The organism is Agromyces mediolanus (genome assembly GCF_044917495.1).
GTDB lineage: Bacteria > Actinomycetota > Actinomycetes > Actinomycetales > Microbacteriaceae > Agromyces > Agromyces mediolanus_B.
On sequence record NZ_JAVSSI010000013.1, the window covers coordinates 18,689 to 34,491 of the forward strand.

The 15,803-nt window shown below is 72.3% G+C and carries 14 protein-coding genes; 9 read left to right on the top strand and 5 right to left on the bottom strand.

Annotated elements, in window-relative coordinates; translation table 11 throughout:
* Positions 1-30: 30 nt before the first annotated feature.
* The 4 genes from ROT00_RS15745 to ROT00_RS15760 all read right to left on the bottom strand — a co-directional run bounded on the left by ROT00_RS15745 (position 31) and on the right by ROT00_RS15760 (position 3,733).
* A complete protein-coding gene (locus tag ROT00_RS15745) occupies positions 31-516 on the bottom strand; it encodes a hypothetical protein (RefSeq protein WP_404775979.1) in 486 nt (161 codons plus the stop codon).
* Positions 513-1,379, bottom strand: a complete 867-nt coding sequence (locus ROT00_RS15750; protein ID WP_404775980.1) for a carbohydrate ABC transporter permease — start codon at positions 1,377-1,379, stop codon at positions 513-515. Before ROT00_RS15750 ends, ROT00_RS15745 begins: the two co-directional genes overlap by 4 nt.
* A gap of 8 nt (positions 1,380-1,387) precedes the next feature.
* Entirely contained in the window at positions 1,388-2,272 is an 885-nt protein-coding gene (locus tag ROT00_RS15755) for a carbohydrate ABC transporter permease (RefSeq protein WP_404775981.1), read from the bottom strand.
* A gap of 186 nt (positions 2,273-2,458) precedes the next feature.
* A complete protein-coding gene (locus tag ROT00_RS15760; protein ID WP_404775982.1) occupies positions 2,459-3,733 on the bottom strand; it encodes an ABC transporter substrate-binding protein in 1,275 nt (424 codons plus the stop codon).
* A 219-nt stretch (positions 3,734-3,952) separates the two neighbouring features.
* On the opposite strand from ROT00_RS15760, the gene ROT00_RS15765 reads away from it, so the two are divergent.
* From ROT00_RS15765 to ROT00_RS15785, 5 genes are read left to right on the top strand one after another with little or no spacing between them, the layout of a single operon-like run.
* Positions 3,953-4,990, top strand: coding sequence for a Gfo/Idh/MocA family protein (locus ROT00_RS15765; protein WP_404775983.1), 1,038 nt, complete (start codon positions 3,953-3,955; stop codon positions 4,988-4,990).
* Positions 4,987-5,739, top strand: a complete 753-nt coding sequence (locus ROT00_RS15770; RefSeq protein ID WP_404775984.1) for a GntR family transcriptional regulator — start codon at positions 4,987-4,989, stop codon at positions 5,737-5,739. The genes ROT00_RS15765 and ROT00_RS15770 overlap by 4 nt, the downstream gene beginning before the upstream one ends.
* A gap of 51 nt (positions 5,740-5,790) precedes the next feature.
* Positions 5,791-7,749, top strand: coding sequence for a primary-amine oxidase (locus ROT00_RS15775; protein WP_404775985.1), 1,959 nt, complete (start codon positions 5,791-5,793; stop codon positions 7,747-7,749).
* Between the two features lie 20 nt (positions 7,750-7,769).
* A complete protein-coding gene (locus ROT00_RS15780) occupies positions 7,770-8,789 on the top strand; it encodes an SIS domain-containing protein (protein WP_404775986.1) in 1,020 nt (339 codons plus the stop codon).
* Entirely contained in the window at positions 8,786-9,682 is an 897-nt protein-coding gene (locus tag ROT00_RS15785; protein WP_404775987.1) for an N-acetylglucosamine kinase, read from the top strand. The genes ROT00_RS15780 and ROT00_RS15785 overlap by 4 nt, the downstream gene beginning before the upstream one ends.
* Before the next feature lie 30 nt (positions 9,683-9,712).
* On the opposite strand, the gene ROT00_RS15790 is transcribed toward ROT00_RS15785, so the two are convergent.
* On the bottom strand, positions 9,713-10,474 hold the full coding sequence (locus tag ROT00_RS15790; RefSeq protein ID WP_404775988.1) for a GntR family transcriptional regulator: 762 nt from the start codon (positions 10,472-10,474) through the stop codon (positions 9,713-9,715).
* Between the two features lie 225 nt (positions 10,475-10,699).
* On the opposite strand from ROT00_RS15790, the gene ROT00_RS15795 reads away from it, so the two are divergent.
* The 4 genes from ROT00_RS15795 to ROT00_RS15810 all read left to right on the top strand — a co-directional run bounded on the left by ROT00_RS15795 (position 10,700) and on the right by ROT00_RS15810 (position 15,743).
* Positions 10,700-11,986 (top strand): ABC transporter substrate-binding protein, encoded by a 1,287-nt coding sequence (locus ROT00_RS15795; protein ID WP_404775989.1) that lies wholly within the window; start codon positions 10,700-10,702, stop codon positions 11,984-11,986.
* Positions 11,987-12,073: 87 nt separating this feature from the next.
* On the top strand, positions 12,074-13,024 hold the full coding sequence (locus ROT00_RS15800) for a carbohydrate ABC transporter permease (RefSeq protein ID WP_404775990.1): 951 nt from the start codon (positions 12,074-12,076) through the stop codon (positions 13,022-13,024).
* A 23-nt stretch (positions 13,025-13,047) separates the two neighbouring features.
* Positions 13,048-13,980 (top strand): carbohydrate ABC transporter permease, encoded by a 933-nt coding sequence (locus ROT00_RS15805; protein ID WP_404775991.1) that lies wholly within the window; start codon positions 13,048-13,050, stop codon positions 13,978-13,980.
* On the top strand, positions 13,977-15,743 hold the full coding sequence (locus ROT00_RS15810; protein ID WP_404775992.1) for a glycoside hydrolase family 9 protein: 1,767 nt from the start codon (positions 13,977-13,979) through the stop codon (positions 15,741-15,743). Before ROT00_RS15805 ends, ROT00_RS15810 begins: the two co-directional genes overlap by 4 nt.
* Positions 15,744-15,803: the final 60 nt, after the last annotated feature.

The window sequence follows — 15,803 nt, forward strand, 5'->3', positions numbered from 1 at the left end:
GGGCGCACGCCGGCCGGCCGCAGCGCCCGCTCAGGGATGCGCGCCGAGCAGGTGCATCACGGCCATCACCCCGACCATCGCCCCGGCGACCGCGACGCCGGCCACGTCGATCGGTTCGCGCCGCGGGGCGCGGAGGAGCGGTGCGGCCCGGGCGAGCCACCAGCCGACGGCGATCGCCACGGCGAGCATCGCGGGCACGGGGTCGGCGCCCGACGCCGCGCCGTGGTGCCCGTTCGCGGGGAGCAGGAACGGCACCGCCACGAGCCCGGCCATCGCCAGCCCGTCGAGCGCCATCAGGGGGTCGTGCCGCCCGCGCCGGCCGCGGACCGCGTCGACGCCCGCGAGCACCACGAGGAGGAGTGCGGCACCGAGCTGAGCCAGCGGGGACGGTCCCGTCGTCATCGCGAAGGTCATCACCGCCAGCATGGCGAGCTGCGAGACGCCGAAGGCGAGCCACTTCGCGGTGCCGGCGGCCGGGGTCCGCGCGCCCGCGGCGTCCGGCGCGCCGGCCGTCACTTCCCGTAGCCCTTGCTGAGCCCGGCGATGTACTGCTTCGAGAAGACCGCGAAGAGCACGACGAGCGGCACCGCGCCGAGCGTCAACGCCGCGAGCAGCGCGGGGTAGTCGCTCTGGAACTGGCCGACGAACTGCTGCACGCCGAGCGTGACCGTCTGGTTGCCCTTGCCGGGCGCGAGGATCAGGGGGAACCAGAGGTCGTTCCACACGGGCAGCATCGTGATCGACGCGACCGCCGCGATGCCGACGCGCACGATCGGCAGGGTGATCCAGAGCGTGCGCCACTCGCCCGCTCCGTCGATCCGCGCGGCCTCCTTGAGCTCGGCCGGCACGGCCCGGAAGTAGGTCGTCATCAGCGCGATCGCGAGCGGCAGCTGCATCGCCGTGTAGACCAGCACGAGCGCGCCGAGCGTGTCGACGATCCCCCAGGCCGTCATGGTCTTCAGCAGCGGCACGGTGCCGAGACGGATGGGCAGCATGATGCCGATCACGAAGAAGCCCGCGAGCGCCGGCGCGATCGGGACCCGGTACTCGACGAGCGCCCACGCGGCGAGGGTCCCGAGCACGATCGTGAGCACGATCGTCGAGACCGTCACGATGAGGCTGTTCTGGTAGTTCAGCAGGAAGTTCCCGCGGCTGAAGACGTTCAGGTAGCCCTGCACGCTGAACGTCTCGGCGTCGGGCGGCGCGAGGAAGGAGCCGAAGATGCCCTGCGTCGTCTTGAAGGAGTTCATCACGACGATGAGCACGGGCACGACGGCGCCGAGCGAGAGCGCGATGAGCGCGGCGTGCAGGCCGACGTTCGCGGCGCGGTCCGCCGGGCGGACGCGGCGGCGCTGGCGGGGCTGGGTCACGGTGGTCATGGCGTCCCTCAGAGCTCGTAGGTCTTCAGGCGCCGCTGGAGCACCCAGAAGTAGGCGGCGGTGGTCACGAGGATGATCACGAAGATGACGCTCGCGACGGTTGCCCCGAGGTCGAGGTCGGCGACCTGCCCGCTCGATCCGAAGAAGGAGCGGTAGAAGAAGGTGCCGAGGATGTCGGTGGAGTAGTTCGGCCCGGGCGCCGAGCCGTTCAGCGCGTAGACGATGTCGAAGCCGTTGAACGTCCAGATGTAGGTGAGGATCGTGATCAGCCCGAACTGCGGCGCGATGAGCGGGAACTTGATGCGCCAGAAGATGGTCCAGGCGCCGGCGCCGTCGATGCGCGAGGCCTCGACGACGTCGTCCGGGATGGCGAGCAGCGCGGTGTAGAGGAACACCATCGGGATGCCGAGGTACTGCCACACCGACATCAGCGAGATCGTCGGCAGCGCCGTCGCCTCGTTCCCGAGCAGCGGGAACTCGACGATGCCCCAGAGCGGGTTGATGATGAGGCGCCACAGGAAGCCGACGATGACCACCGAGAGCGTGGCGGGGATGAAGAGCAGCGTGCGGTAGACGCCGACCGAGCGGCGCAGCCGGCCCGAGGTGAGCAGGGCCGCGATCAGCAGGCCGATCGGCAGCTCGACGAGGAGGTGGATGAGGAAGAACTCCACGTTGTTCACCAGCGCGTTCCAGAACCGCTCGCTCGTGGTGGGGTTCGTGAACAGTTCGACGTAGTTGCCGAAGCCGACGAAGGTGCTCTCACCGCCGCCCGAGTCGAAGAAGCTCATCCCCACGGAGCTGAGCAGCGGGTACACCGCGAAGGCGACGTACACGACGAGCGCGGGCGCGACGAACAGGGCGAGCAACCGGTATCTGGTGCCGGTTCGGATCATGCGTGGACTCCTCGGGGGCGGGGCGGGGGCGGTCCGGGATTCGGACGGCTCGGCGAGCCGGCGGGACGGCTCGGCGAGCCGGCGGGACGGCTCGGCGAGCCGGCGGGACGGCTCGGCGAGCCGGCGGGATGACTCGGCGAGCCGGGATGGCCGGGGCGGACGCGTCCGCCCCGGCCGTTCTTGCGACTACCCGGCCGGCGTGTACCAGGAGTCGAGCCCCTTCTGGAGCTCGGCGGTCGCCTCCTCGGGCGAGAGCCCGGAGTTGTACATGAGCTGGGCGACCCGCCAGATCTCGTCGTCGAGCGGCGGCTGGCCGGCGCTCAGGCGGTCGAGGGCGAGGCGGGAGGTCAGCTCGGCGCCCTCCTTGAGGTCGGCGAACTCCTGGGCGAGCGGGTTGTCGTAGCTCACCGGCTCTGCGCCCATCGAGAAGAAGCCGGGCAGCTTGTTCACGTAGAGCTGCTGGAACTCGGGGGTGCCGAGCCACTCGAGGAACTCGGTCGCCGCCTCCTTCTGCTTGCCCGCGGCGTTCAGGCCGAAGGCCATGTCCGCCATCTCCTGCTGGTAGCGCTGGTCGCCGGCCGCCGCGGGCGGGGCGCCGAAGACGCCGACGTCGAGGCCGGTGGAGGTGACCTGGCTGATCTGCCACGAGCCGTCGGGCAGGATCGCCGCCTTGCCGAGGGTGAACAGCTGGGTCATGTCCTCGTAGGAGATCGACTCGTAGCCCTTCGGCAGGTAGTCCTTGAAGGAGTCGAAGATGCGGAAGCCCTCGACGAAGTCGGGGTCGGTCAGCTTCTTCGTGCCGTCGATGAGGCCGAGCCGGCCGTCCTCGCCGTGCCAGGCGTTCGGTCCCACCTGGTAGAGCATGTTGTACGCGAGCTGCCAGCCGTCGGCCGAGCCGAGGGCGAGCGGGGTGTAGGTGCCGTCGGCCTTGATCGCGTCGAGCACCTCGATGAACTCGCCCTGCGTGGTCGGCACCTCGAGCCCGAGCTCGTCGAAGATGGCGGTGTTGTAGTAGAAGCCCGCGAGCACCGAGGCGACGGGGACGCAGTACGGCGTGCCGTCGTCGCCCTCCCAGGCGGTGAGCGAGGACTCGGGGAAGGTCGAGATGGCGTCGAGCTCGGCGAGCGAGTCGAAGTAGCCCTGCTCGATCCAGGAGCGGTTGACGTCGAACGGACGGCACATGATGACGTCCGGGCCGGTGCCGCCCTCGATCTGCGACTGGATCGCCGCGTTGTAGTCGTTGGTGTCGACGGGGGCGTACTCGACCGTGATGCCGGGGTGGCTCTGCTCGAACGCGGGGATGATGTCGTTCTCCCACATCGCCGCGTCTTCGGTGCGCCAGGTGCCCAGCACGATCTTGGTGGTGTCGCCGTCGCCCGTTCCGCCGGCGGCGCAGCCGGCGAGTCCGAGGCCCAGGGCGGCGACGGCGAGTGTGGCGAGCGGAGCGAGTCTCGAACGCATCGGTTCCTTCTCTCTTGCTGTGGTGTCGCTCGGTCAGGGGATGAAGCCGTCGCGGGGAGAAGCGGGGTGCGCCTCGCCGCGCGGTGCCGTCAGCATACTGTTGTACCAATGAGGTAGCAAGAGGTATTTTCTGGATCGATTGATTGTGCGTAGTTGTATTGTCTGATACAGATTGGTACACCGTCCGGTAGGGCGGGCGCATCGACCGTTGGAGGACCTGTGATTCGTGTCGGCATCCTTGGCTCCGGCTTCATCGCCGACTGCTACGCGGACTCGCTGCTCGATGTCCGCGAGGCCGTGCTCGCCGGCAACACCTCGCGCGACGCCGAGAAGGCGCGGGCCTTCGCCGAGCGCTGGAACAGCCCGCTGTGGACCACCGATCCCGCCGAGCTCTGCGCGGATCCCTCGATCGACCTCGTCGTGATCGCGCTGCCGAACGAGGCCCACCTCGACGCCGTGCGCATCGCCGCGGCCGCCGGCAAGGCCATCGTCTGCACCAAGCCCCTCGCCCGGACCGGCGCCGAAGCCGCGGAGATCCTCCGCATCGTCGAGGAGGCCGGCGTCTGGCACGGCTACGCCGAGAGCTCGGTCTTCTCGCCGAACATCGAGCAGGCCCACCGCATGGCGGCCGCCGGCGGCATCGGCGATCTGCTCACCGTGCGCGCGCGGGAGGCGCACTCCGGCCCGCACGCCGCGCACTTCTGGGACGCGGAGACCGCGGGCGGCGGCGCCCTGCTCGACATGGGCTGCCACACCGTCGAGTCCGCGCGGCACTTCTTCGGCAAGGACAACCGCGTCGTCGAGGCGTTCGCCTGGGGCGCGACCCTCCGCCACGCCGACAAGACCACCGGCGAGGACACCGCGGTCGCCCTGCTGAAGTTCGAGCGCGGGCAGCTCGCCATCATCGAGGCGTCCTGGGCCGAGCAGGGCGGGATGCAGCTCCGCCACGAGTTCTCCGGCAGCGCCGGCCGACTCGTCACCGACACCTCGGTGAGCCCCGTCTGGGGATTCATCACGAAGCCCGTCGGCTACCTCGTCGAGAAGGCCGACGTCGACACCGGCTGGGTCCACCCGGTGCCCGAGGAGACCCGCGCCTACGGCTTCTCCCAGCAGATGCGGCACTTCGTGCAGCGCTTCCAGGCCGACGAGACGCCCATCGAGACCTTCGAGGACGGCTGGATCGTGAACTGCATCCTCGACGCCTGCTACCGCTCGATGCGGTCGGGCACGTGGGAGAAGGTCCTGGTCGAACGATGACCCCGGAGGCACCGGACGGACTGCTCGCGAGCGGCCGGCCCGACCCGCTCTGGTCCCGCGTCGCCGCGTCGATCCTGGCCGCCGTCGAGGCCGGCCGGTACCCGCTCGGCACCCGCCTCCCGCCCGAGCGGGAGCTCTGCGAGCAGCTCGACGTCTCGCGGGTGACCCTGCGCCGGGCGCTCGCCCACCTCGTCGAGGCCGGCGCGCTCACCTCGCACCAGGGCCGCGGTTGGTTCGTCTCCCGGCCCCCGCGCGGCGATTGGCCGTCGAGCCTGGAGTCGTTCAGCGAGACCGCCGAACGCCTGGGCCTCGAAGCCTCCTCCACCGTCGTCGAGGCGGCGCGCGAGGCATCCAGTCTCGACGACGCCGAAGCGCTCGGCATCGCCCCGGGCACGCCGGTCTACCGCATCCGCCGGATCCGGCACCTCGACGGCGTCCCGACCGCGCTCGACACCGCCGTCGTGCCCGAGGCTGCGGCACCGGGCCTGCTCGAGCACGACTTCACGAGCGAGAGCCTCTACCGGGCCCTGCAGGCCCGCGGCACCACCGTGCACCGCGCCGAGTCCGTGCTCGAGTCGCGGCCGGCCGACGCCGCGGCGAGCGACGCGCTCCAGCTGAGCCGCGGGGCGCCGATGCTCGTCATCCGCCAGCTCGTCCACGACGAACGCGGCCGCCCCGTCCTCCTCTCCCTCGTCGAGTACGCGGGCGACCGCTACCGCCTCCGCACCACCTTCACCAAGGGCGGCTGACGCCGCCCGCCCACCGATCCGCCGGTCCGCCGGCCTGGAAGGAGCTCCACCATGACCCGATTCCCCGACCACCTGCCCGAGGCGCTGCGCACCCTGCAGGCCGACGAGATCGCCGGGAACCGCGCCGTGCTCGAACGGGAGGGCCTGGTCAGCGCCGACACGCACTTCTCCTACGTCGGGCTCGACGAGGCGGACAAGCGGGAACTGTTCGCCGGCGGGCAGCCGCCCCGCCGGGTGCGCTCCTTCCTCATCGACATGAAGACGGGCCGCTCGCACGACACGGTCGTCGAGCCCGCGACCGGCGCCCTCGTGTCCGCGCGGGAGCTCGACCTCGACGTCGACGGCGCCGTCCCGGTGGTGCTCCGCGAGTTCTCCCTGGTCGAGGAGGTCGTGCACCAGGACGAGCGCTGGCTCGCGGCGATGGCCAAGCGCGGCCTCACCGACGTCTCGCAGCTGCGGGTGAACCCGCTGTCCGCCGGCGTGCTCGCCGACGCCGAGCGCGGTCGGCGCATCCAGCGCTGCTTCACCTTCGTGCAGCACACCCCGGAGGACCTCGGCTGGGCGCACCCCGTCGACGGTGTGACCGTCATGGTCGACGTCGTCACCGGCGAGGTGCTCGACGTCGTCGACTACGCCGAGCTGCCCGTCCCCGCGGAGGAGGGCAACTACCACCTGCCCGAGTGGCGCGGCCCCGACCGCGCGGGCCTCAAGCCGATCGAGATCACCCAGCCCGAGGGGCCGAGCTTCACGATCGACGAGCACGGCGTGCTCTCCTGGGCCGGCTGGCACCTCCAGGTCGGCTTCGACCAGCGCGAGGGGCTCGTGCTGCACAACATCGGCATCGACGACGACGGCGAGACCCGCCCGGTCGTGTACCGCGCCTCCATCGCCGAGATGGTCGTGCCCTACGGCGACCCGAGCCCGCAACGCTGGTTCCAGAACTTCTTCGACGGCGGCGAGTACCTCTTCGGCGGCTTCGCGAACTCCCTCGAGCTCGGCTGCGACTGCGTCGGCGACATCACCTACCTCGATGCGGTCGTGGCCGGAAACGACGGCGCGCCGCACGTCATCCGCCAGGCGATCTGCATCCACGAGGAGGACGCCGGCATCCTCTGGAAGCACTCCGACAACTGGAACGGCTCGAGCGAGACCCGGCGCAACCGCCGCCTCGTCGTGAGCTTCTTCATGACCGTCGGCAACTACGACTACGGCTTCTACTGGTACTTCGGCCTCGACGGCACGATCGAGTTCGAGATCAAGGCGACCGGCATCGTGTTCACCTCGTCGTACCCCGGCGAGGGCTACCCCTGGGCGACCGAGGTGGCGCCGGGCCTCGGCGCCCCGAACCACCAGCACCTCTTCAGCGCCCGCCTCGACATGATGGTCGACGGCCACCGCAACTCGGTCGACGAGGTCGACGCCGTCGCCGTCCCGCGCGGCGGCGACAACCCCACCGGCACCGGGTTCACGCAGCGCTTCACCCGGCTGACGAGCGAGCTGCAGGCCCAGCGCGAGGCCGACAACCGGCGCGGCCGGGTCTGGCTCGTCACGAGCGAGGAGCGGCGCAACCGCCTCGGCCGGCCCACCGGCTGGGTGCTCTTCCCCGAGGGCGGCCCGCTGCTGCTCGCCGACGCCGAGTCGGACATCGCCGCGCGCGCCGCGTACACGACGAAGCACCTCTGGGTCACCCCCTACGCCCCCGATGAGCGCTACCCCGCCGGCGACTTCGTGAACCTGCACCCGGGCGGCGCCGGCCTGCCGGAGTGGACGGCGGAGGACCGCCCGGTCGAGGCGAGCGACGTCGTGCTCTGGCACACCTTCGGCCTCACCCACTTCCCGCGGGTCGAGGACTGGCCGATCATGCCGGTCGACTCCACCGGGTTCGTGCTGAAGCCGCACGGCTTCTTCGGCCGGAACCCCTCGCTCGACATCCCCGCCGCAGCCGATCACTGCGCGCCGGACCATCACGCCTCGGCGGGGCATGCGCACCCGCACGACGCGCACCACTGAGACTGGAGCACGAGGAAACCGTGGACGGATACATCGCATTCACCGACGCCACCGCGTCGCAGGCCGAGGAGCTCGGGGCGCTCGTCCCCCGGCTCGAGGCGCAGCTCGCCGCGCTCGGCGCTGCGGGCGCGCTCTCCGGGCCCGGCCCGGTGCTGCTCGGCATCGGCGCGAGCCTGTCGGCCGCCGCGCCGGCCGTGTGGCGGCTCCGCGCTGGCGGTGTGCCCGCCTGGCGCCTCGGCGCCGGCGACACGCCGCTGCCGCTCGCGACCGGCGATCACCCGGTCGTCGCGATCTCGCAGAGCGGCCGCAGTTCGGAGACGGTGGCGGCGCTCGAGTCGGTGGCACCGGAGCTGCGCTACGCCGTCGTGAACACGGCGCCGTCCCCGCTCTCCGAGCTCGCGGGCCGGCGGCTGGAGCTCGGCAACATCGCCGACAGCTACGCCTCGACGATCGGCTACACGGCGACCGTGACGGCGCTCGCGATGCTCGCCGAGGCCTGGGCCGACGGACGGGCGGATGCCTCGTGGGCGAGTCTCGGCGAGCGCTTCCGGCAGGCCGAGACGAGCCTCGCACCCGGCCTCGACGCGGCGGCGGAGCTCTTCGCCGCCGCGCCGAGCGCGGACTTCGTCGGCGGCGGCGCCTCGCTCGGCTCCGCGGAGGCGGGGGCGCTGCTCTTCCGCGAGGCGGCGCGCATCCCGGCGAGCGCGATGAGCACCCGGCAGTACCTGCACGGCTCGATGGAGTCCGCCGGCGAAGGGGTGCACGTGGTGTTCGGCGAGGAGCGCGAGGCGCAGCTCGCCCGCACCCTGAGCGGTGCGGGCCACCGCGTGCTGCTCGTGACGAGCGACCCGCGGCTCGACGCGCCCGGCGCGACGGTCGTGGTGCTGCCCGAGGCGAGCGAGGCGCAGCGTCCGGTGTTCGAGGCGCTCGCGCTGCAGGGGCTCGTCCGGCGGGTGGCGGAGCTCCGCGGGGTCGACATCGAGGAGTTCGTCTTCCACAACGACGACACGAAGCTCGGCGCGAGCGACGTGCCGGCATGAGCGGACTGCGGGTCGGCCTCGACGTCGGCGGGACGAAGACGGCGCTCCGGGCGGCGGATGCCTCGGGGGCGGTCGTCGCGGACGTCGTCGTGCCCTCGGGCGAATGGGACGCCGAGCCCGTCGAGCGCGCCGCGCGGCTGATCCTCGACGTCGTGGCGGACGCGCTCGGCGGCCGGCCGATCGCCGCGCTCGCGGTGGGGGCGCAAGGGCTCGACGCTGAAGCGGTGGCCCGGGCGCTCGAGACCGCGCTCGCGGCGAGCGGGCTCCCCCGCGTCGCGTGCGTGAACGACGCCGCCCTGCTCGTGCCCGCCGCCGGCTTCACGGACGGCCTCGGGCTGATCGCCGGTACCGGCGCGATCGGGGTCGGTCGCACGGCCGACGGCCGCGACTTCGTCACCGGCGGGTGGGGCTGGGTCATCGGCGACGAGGCCGGCGCCGCCGGCCTCGTCCGCGAGGCGAGCCGCGCGGCGCTGCTCGCGCACGACGACGGGATGCCGGACGACGGGCTCCTCGGCGCACTCCTCGACGCGTTCGGGGTCGCCGACGCCGAGCGCCTCGCCCGGGCGGTGAACGACGAGCCGACGATGGCGAACTGGGCGCCGCACGCCCCGGCCGTGTTCCGCGCGGCGGACGAGGGCTCGGCGCTGGCGGCCGCCGTCGTGGACGCCGGCGCGGAGCATCTCGCCCGGCTCGTCGACCAGCTCCTCGCCCGCGGCGCGGTCGGTCGGCACGTCGTCGCCGGGGGCAGCGTGGTCGCGGCTCAGCCGCGCCTCGAGGCCGGCCTGCGCGATCGGCTCGCCTCGAGGCATCCGGAGCTGGAGCTCGTGATCCTCCGCGAACCGCCGGTCGCCGGGGCGCTCGCGCTCGCCCGCCGGCTCGCCGGCGACGTCTGACGCAGTGCGGTCAGTGCTGACGCAGTGCGCTCAGCGCGCCCCGCGGGCGAACACGGTGCGCAGCCGGTAGCGCTCGCCCACGTAGCGCAGCGTCGACAGGGCGACCGCGCGCCCGTCGGCGCCGTGCACGAGCTGGCGCATGACGAGGAGCGGCTTGCCCGGGGCGATGCCGAGCGCCTCAGCGGTGTCGGCGTCGGACTCTCGCGCCTCGATCGTGCTGTCCGCGCGCTCCGGGGCGGCCCCCGCCCGCTCGAGGGCGGCGTAGAGCGAGTCGTGCGCGAAGTCGACCGACTCGGCGTCGGCGATGAGCGCGGCCGGCACGATGGTCGTGTCGAGCGCCGTCGGGACGCCCTCGAGCAGTCGGATGCGATCGAGGTGGAAGACCGGGGTGCCGGGGGCGATCGAGAGCGACTCCGCCTCGTCGAGGTCGGCGGGGGAGATCTCCGCGCGGAGCACGCGCGAGGAGGCCTCGAGGCCCATCTTGCGCGCGGTCTCGGTGAAGGACTCGAGGTTGTTCGGCCATTCCTTCGCGACCTTCGCGGAGGCGACGTACCAGCCGCGACCGTGCGAGGAGGCCAGCACGCCGTCGTCGACGAGCTGGAGCAGGGCCTTCCGCAGCGTGACCCGGCTGATGCCGAGCTGCTGGCAGAGCTCGCGCTCGGGCGGGAGGCGGGACCCCTCGGCGAGCCGGCCCTGCGCGATCTCCTCGGTGATCAGGTTCACGGCCTGCACCCAGAGCGGCTCTGGATAGTCCGCCCGGATCGGCGACGCGGTCGCCCCCTGCTCTGCCACGCGTACCCCCTCGGCTCGGGATCGATACCAGTCAGTACCGTACACGACCACTCCGTTCCGGCAGGTCTGACTCCCGCCCGCGCGTCGAGCTGCGGATGCCGCGGACGCGAGCACACCATTCGGGCATCAAGTTCAATACCAGTATTGACCACATGTAGTCCGAAATGTACCATCGCCTCAACGCGCCGGTGCGGAAGCCGGCGGAACCCCCCAGGAGGCAACCCCGTGAGGAAGACCCTGTCCACGGCCGGCGCCGGCGCCGGCGCGATCGCCATGGTGCTCGCACTCGGTGCGTGCGCGAGCGGCGGCGACGCCGCCGCCGACGAGAACGTCATCGTCGTGCAGACCAACTGGACCTCGAGCCAGGCCCAGAACAAGCCGCTCTTCGACGCCTTCGAGGCCTTCACCGAGGAGACCGGCATCGAGGTCAAGGTGCTCGAGTCCGGCGACAACCTGAACCAGGTCTACGAGACCTCCCTGCTCGCCGGCGAAGAGGCCGACGTGCTCCTCGTGGGCCTCCTCGAGAAGCAGCTCGACTGGGCCATCAACGGCGCGGTCGTGCCGGTGAACGACTACATCGAGGAGTGGGGCATCGCCGACCGCATCCCCGCCGACGCGCTCGTCGACTGGACCGACGCCGACGGCAACCTCCGCGCCTTCCCGTACTCGGGCTTCACCTGGCCGTGGTGGTACAACACCGAGCTGCTCGCGCAGGCCGGCGTCGACAGCGTGCCGCAGACGACCGACGAGCTCATCGCCGCCGCCGGCAAGCTGCGCGCCGCCGGGATCGCGCCCGTCGTCTTCGGCGGGATCGACTGGTCGGGCCAGAAGATCTTCCTCCAACTGCTCGAGGCCTACCTCAGCGAGGACGAGGCGAAGCAGGTGTACGCCGAGGGCGGCGTCTGCGAGAACCCGAAGGCGATGCAGGGCATCGAGCTCCTGATCGAGCTCCGCGACGCGGGCGTCTTCGTCGACGGCATCGAGGGCTACACCGCCGACCAGGCGCAGGCCGCCTACCTCGACGGGCAGGCCGCCATCGCCCCGCTCGGCTCCTGGGCCTACCCGGGCGCCTCCGACGAACTCGCCGCCGCCACCGAGCTCGGCGGGCTCCCGCTGCCGGCCGACGCCGCCTACGAGCAGCCGATCGCCTACCGCGGCTCGACCTCGGCCGGCTGGTGGATCAGCCCGAACGGCGAGCAGAAGATCGACCAGGTGCGTCAGCTCATCGAGCACATGTACGGCAACGAGGTGATCAAGGGCATCCTCGACGAGGGCGGCGTCATCCCGGTCGCCGACTTCGGCGGCGACACCTCGGGCGTCTCGGCCCCGCTGCTCGCGCAGTCGCTCACCGAGTTCCCCGAGCGCGTCGAGTTCCCCGTCATGCCCGACATCTACGTGCCGGCGGACGTCTCGAACCCGATGTACCGCGCGACCTCGATCGCCTTCACCCCCGGCACCGACGCGCAGACGATCTGCTCGACGGTCGACGAGATCTACGCCGCCGCGCAGTGATCCCGGCGCGGGCCGGCGCACGCGCGCCGGCCCGCGCATCCGCTTCCCACCGCAGCACCCCGCACCGCCGCACCGCCGAGGACCGACGTGACCACGCTCACCACCCCGCACCGCCCTTCCCCCGACTCCCCCGACCGCGCCGCCGCCCCGGCCCCGCGCCGCCGCCGCTCGGCGCGCGTCCGCGAGGCGGCGCAGCTCTCGGCCACCCTGCCCGCGCTCATCTGGTTCCTCGTCTTCACCGTGGGACCGCTCGTGAGCCTGTTCTACTTCTCCACGGTGAACTGGCGCGGCCTCATCGCCCCGCGCACGCCCGCCGGGCTCGGCAACTTCGAGCGCCTCTTCACCGACCCGGTCGTCGGCCTCGCCGCCTGGAACACCCTCGTGCAGCTCGTGGTCTCGCTGCCGATCGTCGTCGTGGGCGCGTTCATGCTGGCCTACTACCTGAGCCTGAAGCCCCGCGGTCACCGCATCATGCGGGCGCTCATGTTCACCCCCGTGCTGCTCTCCGCCTCGGCGCTCGCGATGGTCTTCGTCGGCGTCTTCGCACCGAAGGGGATGATCAACGGCTTCCTCGACGCCGTCGGCCTCGACGAGCTCGCGCGCCCCTGGCTCGCCGACGGCACGAGCGCGCTCTGGGCGATCATCATCGTCACGATCTGGTGCAGCATGTCGGTGTCGGCGATCATGCTCGCCGCCCGGCTCAACTCGGTCGACGAGTCGATCTTCGAGGCGGCCGAGATCGACGGCGCCGGGCACTGGCGCCGGATGTGGCAGATCGCCTGGCCGATCTGCCGCGAGTTCATCGGCGTGGTGACGATGCTGCAGTTCCTCTGGACGCTCTTCGCCTCCGCGGCCGTGGTGCTGCTGCTCACCCGCGGCGGCCCCGGCAACGCGACGGTGACGCTCTCCTTCCTCGTGTACGACTTCGCGTTCAACCAGTCGAAGGTCGGCTACAGCCAGGCCGTCGCGGTCGTGCTGTTCGTCGTCGGCGTCGCCGGCATCCTCCTCATCCGTCGCGCCTTCCGGCAGAAGTACTGAGCCGAGCCCTGGGAGCCACCACCATGACCGCCACCGCCACCCCCGAAGCCCCCGCCGCCCCCGCCCGGCGCCGCACGGCCGCCGCACCCCGCCCGTCGCGGCGGCGCCGTCGCCGCGGCGACGCCCTCGGCCGCACCGGCCCGCTGAAGCACCTCGCCCACGCGGGCGTCTGGCTGTACGTGCTGCTGCTCGCCGCCCCGCTGTACTACCTCGTGATCTCGGCGTTCAAGCGCAACACCGACATCTTCAACCAGCCCTTCTCGCCGTTCACGCCGCTGACGTTCGACAACTTCGGGCTCGCGTTCAGCCAGGCATCCCTCGGGACGGCGATGCTGAACTCGGTCTACGTCACCATCGGCGCGGAGCTCGTGACGCTCCTCCTCGCGATCCCCGCGTCCTACGCCCTGGCGCGCTCGAAGGGCGCGGTGGGGCGGATGGTCGAGCGGGTCTTCGCGCTCGGCTTCCTGATCCCCGGCTTCGCGGCGCTCGTGCCGACGGTGCTGCTGTCGATCTCGCTCGGGCTGTTCCACACGCGCGAGTTCCTGATCCTGTTCCTGCCCGCCTCGGCGCTGCCGCTCACCGTCATCCTGCTCACCCAGGCGATGCGGGCCGTGCCGGCCGAGCTCGAGGAGTCGGCGCTGCTCGACGGCGCCGGCCCGCTCCGCGTCCTCTGGTCGGTGTACGTCCCGCTCTCGGTGCCGACGCTGACGGTCGTGGCGATCCTGAACTTCCTGTCGTTCTGGAACGAGTACTTCTTCTCGCTCGTGATCATCGGGCCCGACGCCGCCCTCCGCACCGCGCAGGTCGCGCTGCCGACGCTGTCGATCGCGAACGCGGCGCAGTACGGTGTGCTCGCGGCGGGCATCATCATCACGCTCGTGCCCGCCTACCTCGTGTACGCCGTGTTCGCCGACAAGATGGAGAGCGCCGTGCTCGCCGGAGCGCTGAAGGGATGACCGTGCGCGTGCTCACCAGCCACCTCGGCTACGACCTCGGCGCCGCGAAGCGCGCCGTCGTGGCCGGGCTCGCGGAGGGCGAGACGCCCGTCTGCACCCTCGTCCGGGACGACGGCGTGCGCATCGCGGTGGCCGCGGAGCCCGCCGCCCACGTCGACGCCTGGGCCGGCGGCGCCTACGCGCGGGTCGAGCTCAGCGCGGTCGAGGAGCCCGGCCGGTACCGGCTCGAGGCCGTGGCCGGCGGGTCGACCGCGGTCTCCGAGACGTTCCCGATCGGCGTGGAGCAGTTCGCCGCCGGCACGCTGTCCGATGTGCTGTACGCCTTCAAGGCGGTGCGCTCGAGCGGCGAGATCGACCGCAAGGACCGCACGGCGGCGCGCTGGGGCGACCCCGCGGGGCCGACGGTCGACGCGCGCGGCGGCTGGCTCGACGCGAGCGGCGACCCGAGCAAGTTCCTCAGCCACCTCACCTACTCGCCGACGATGAGCCCGCAGCAGATCCCGATGTGCGTCTGGGCGCTCTTCGAGGCGCGGGACCGGCTCGCGTCGAGGCATCCGCGCTTCCACCGCGCGCTCGGCGGCCGGGCCCGCGACGAGGCCCTCTTCGGTGCGGACTTCCTGGTGCGGTTCCGCGCACCCGAGGGGTACTTCTACACGGGCATCTTCGACGGCCTCACGAAGCGGCTCTCCGAGCGCATCGTGAACGCGCCGCTGCCGGAGTGCGTCCGCACCGACCGCTATCAGGCCTCGTACCGCGGCGGCGGCGGTCTCGCGATCGCGGCCCTCGCGCGTGCCGCGACCGTCGCCCGCGACGAGCCGCTCGGCGAGTACGACGCCGCGACGTACCTCGCCGCGGCGGCCGGAGCGTTCGACGATCTCGAGCTCCGCAACCGCGACTACCTCTTCGGCCTCGACCTGGCTACGGGCGAGCTGACGCCGAGCAGCGAGTCGATCGTCGACGAGGTGTGCGCGCTCCTCGCCGCCGCCGAGCTCGCCGCGGCCGACCCGGCCCGCGCCGCCTACCGGGCGGCGGCCGACCGCCGCGCCGCCGGGCTCATCGCCCGTCACCGCACCGACCCGGATCATCCCGAGGCGCCCGGATGGCTCGAGGCCTGGGACGACGGGCGCCCCTACTTCAGCCCCGTCGAGGCCGGCCTGCCGATCGTCGCGCTCCTCCGCTACGCGGCGGTGCTTCCGGATGCCCCGGAGGCGCCCGCGGCGACCGCGCTCGCGATCCGGCTGGCCCGCGAACTGCTCGACCGCAGCGAGGCGGTGCCGAACCCCTTCGGCTATCCGCGCCAGCGCGTGCAGCCCCGCGGCGGCGCGGCGCGCGACGCCTTCTTCTTCCCGCACGAGAACGACACGGGCTACTGGTGGCAGGGGGAGAACGCCGCCCTCGGCTCGCTCGCCTTCGCCGCGCTCCTCGTCGCCGAGCTGGACGGGACCGATGCCGGACTCGCCGCCCGGCTGGAGGCGTTCGCCGCCGACCAGCTCGCCTGGATCCTCGGCCGGAACCCCTTCGACGCGAGCATGCTGCACGGCCGGGGCCGCAACACGGTCGAGTACTCGCGCGACCATCCGAACGTCCCCGGCGGCATCGTGAACGGCATCACGAGCGCGCCGGGCGACGAGCACGGCATCGCCTTCCTCACCGAGGAGACGGCGGGCGGACCGGACAGCTGGCGCTGGGCCGAGCAGTGGATCCCGCACTCGGCGTGGTTCCTGCTCGCCGCCTCGGCGCTCCCCTCGACCGCGGACGCCTAGCGACGCGGGCGCGCTCAGTACGACGGCGGATGCCTCGACCGCGGATCCCGTCCGGGGTCA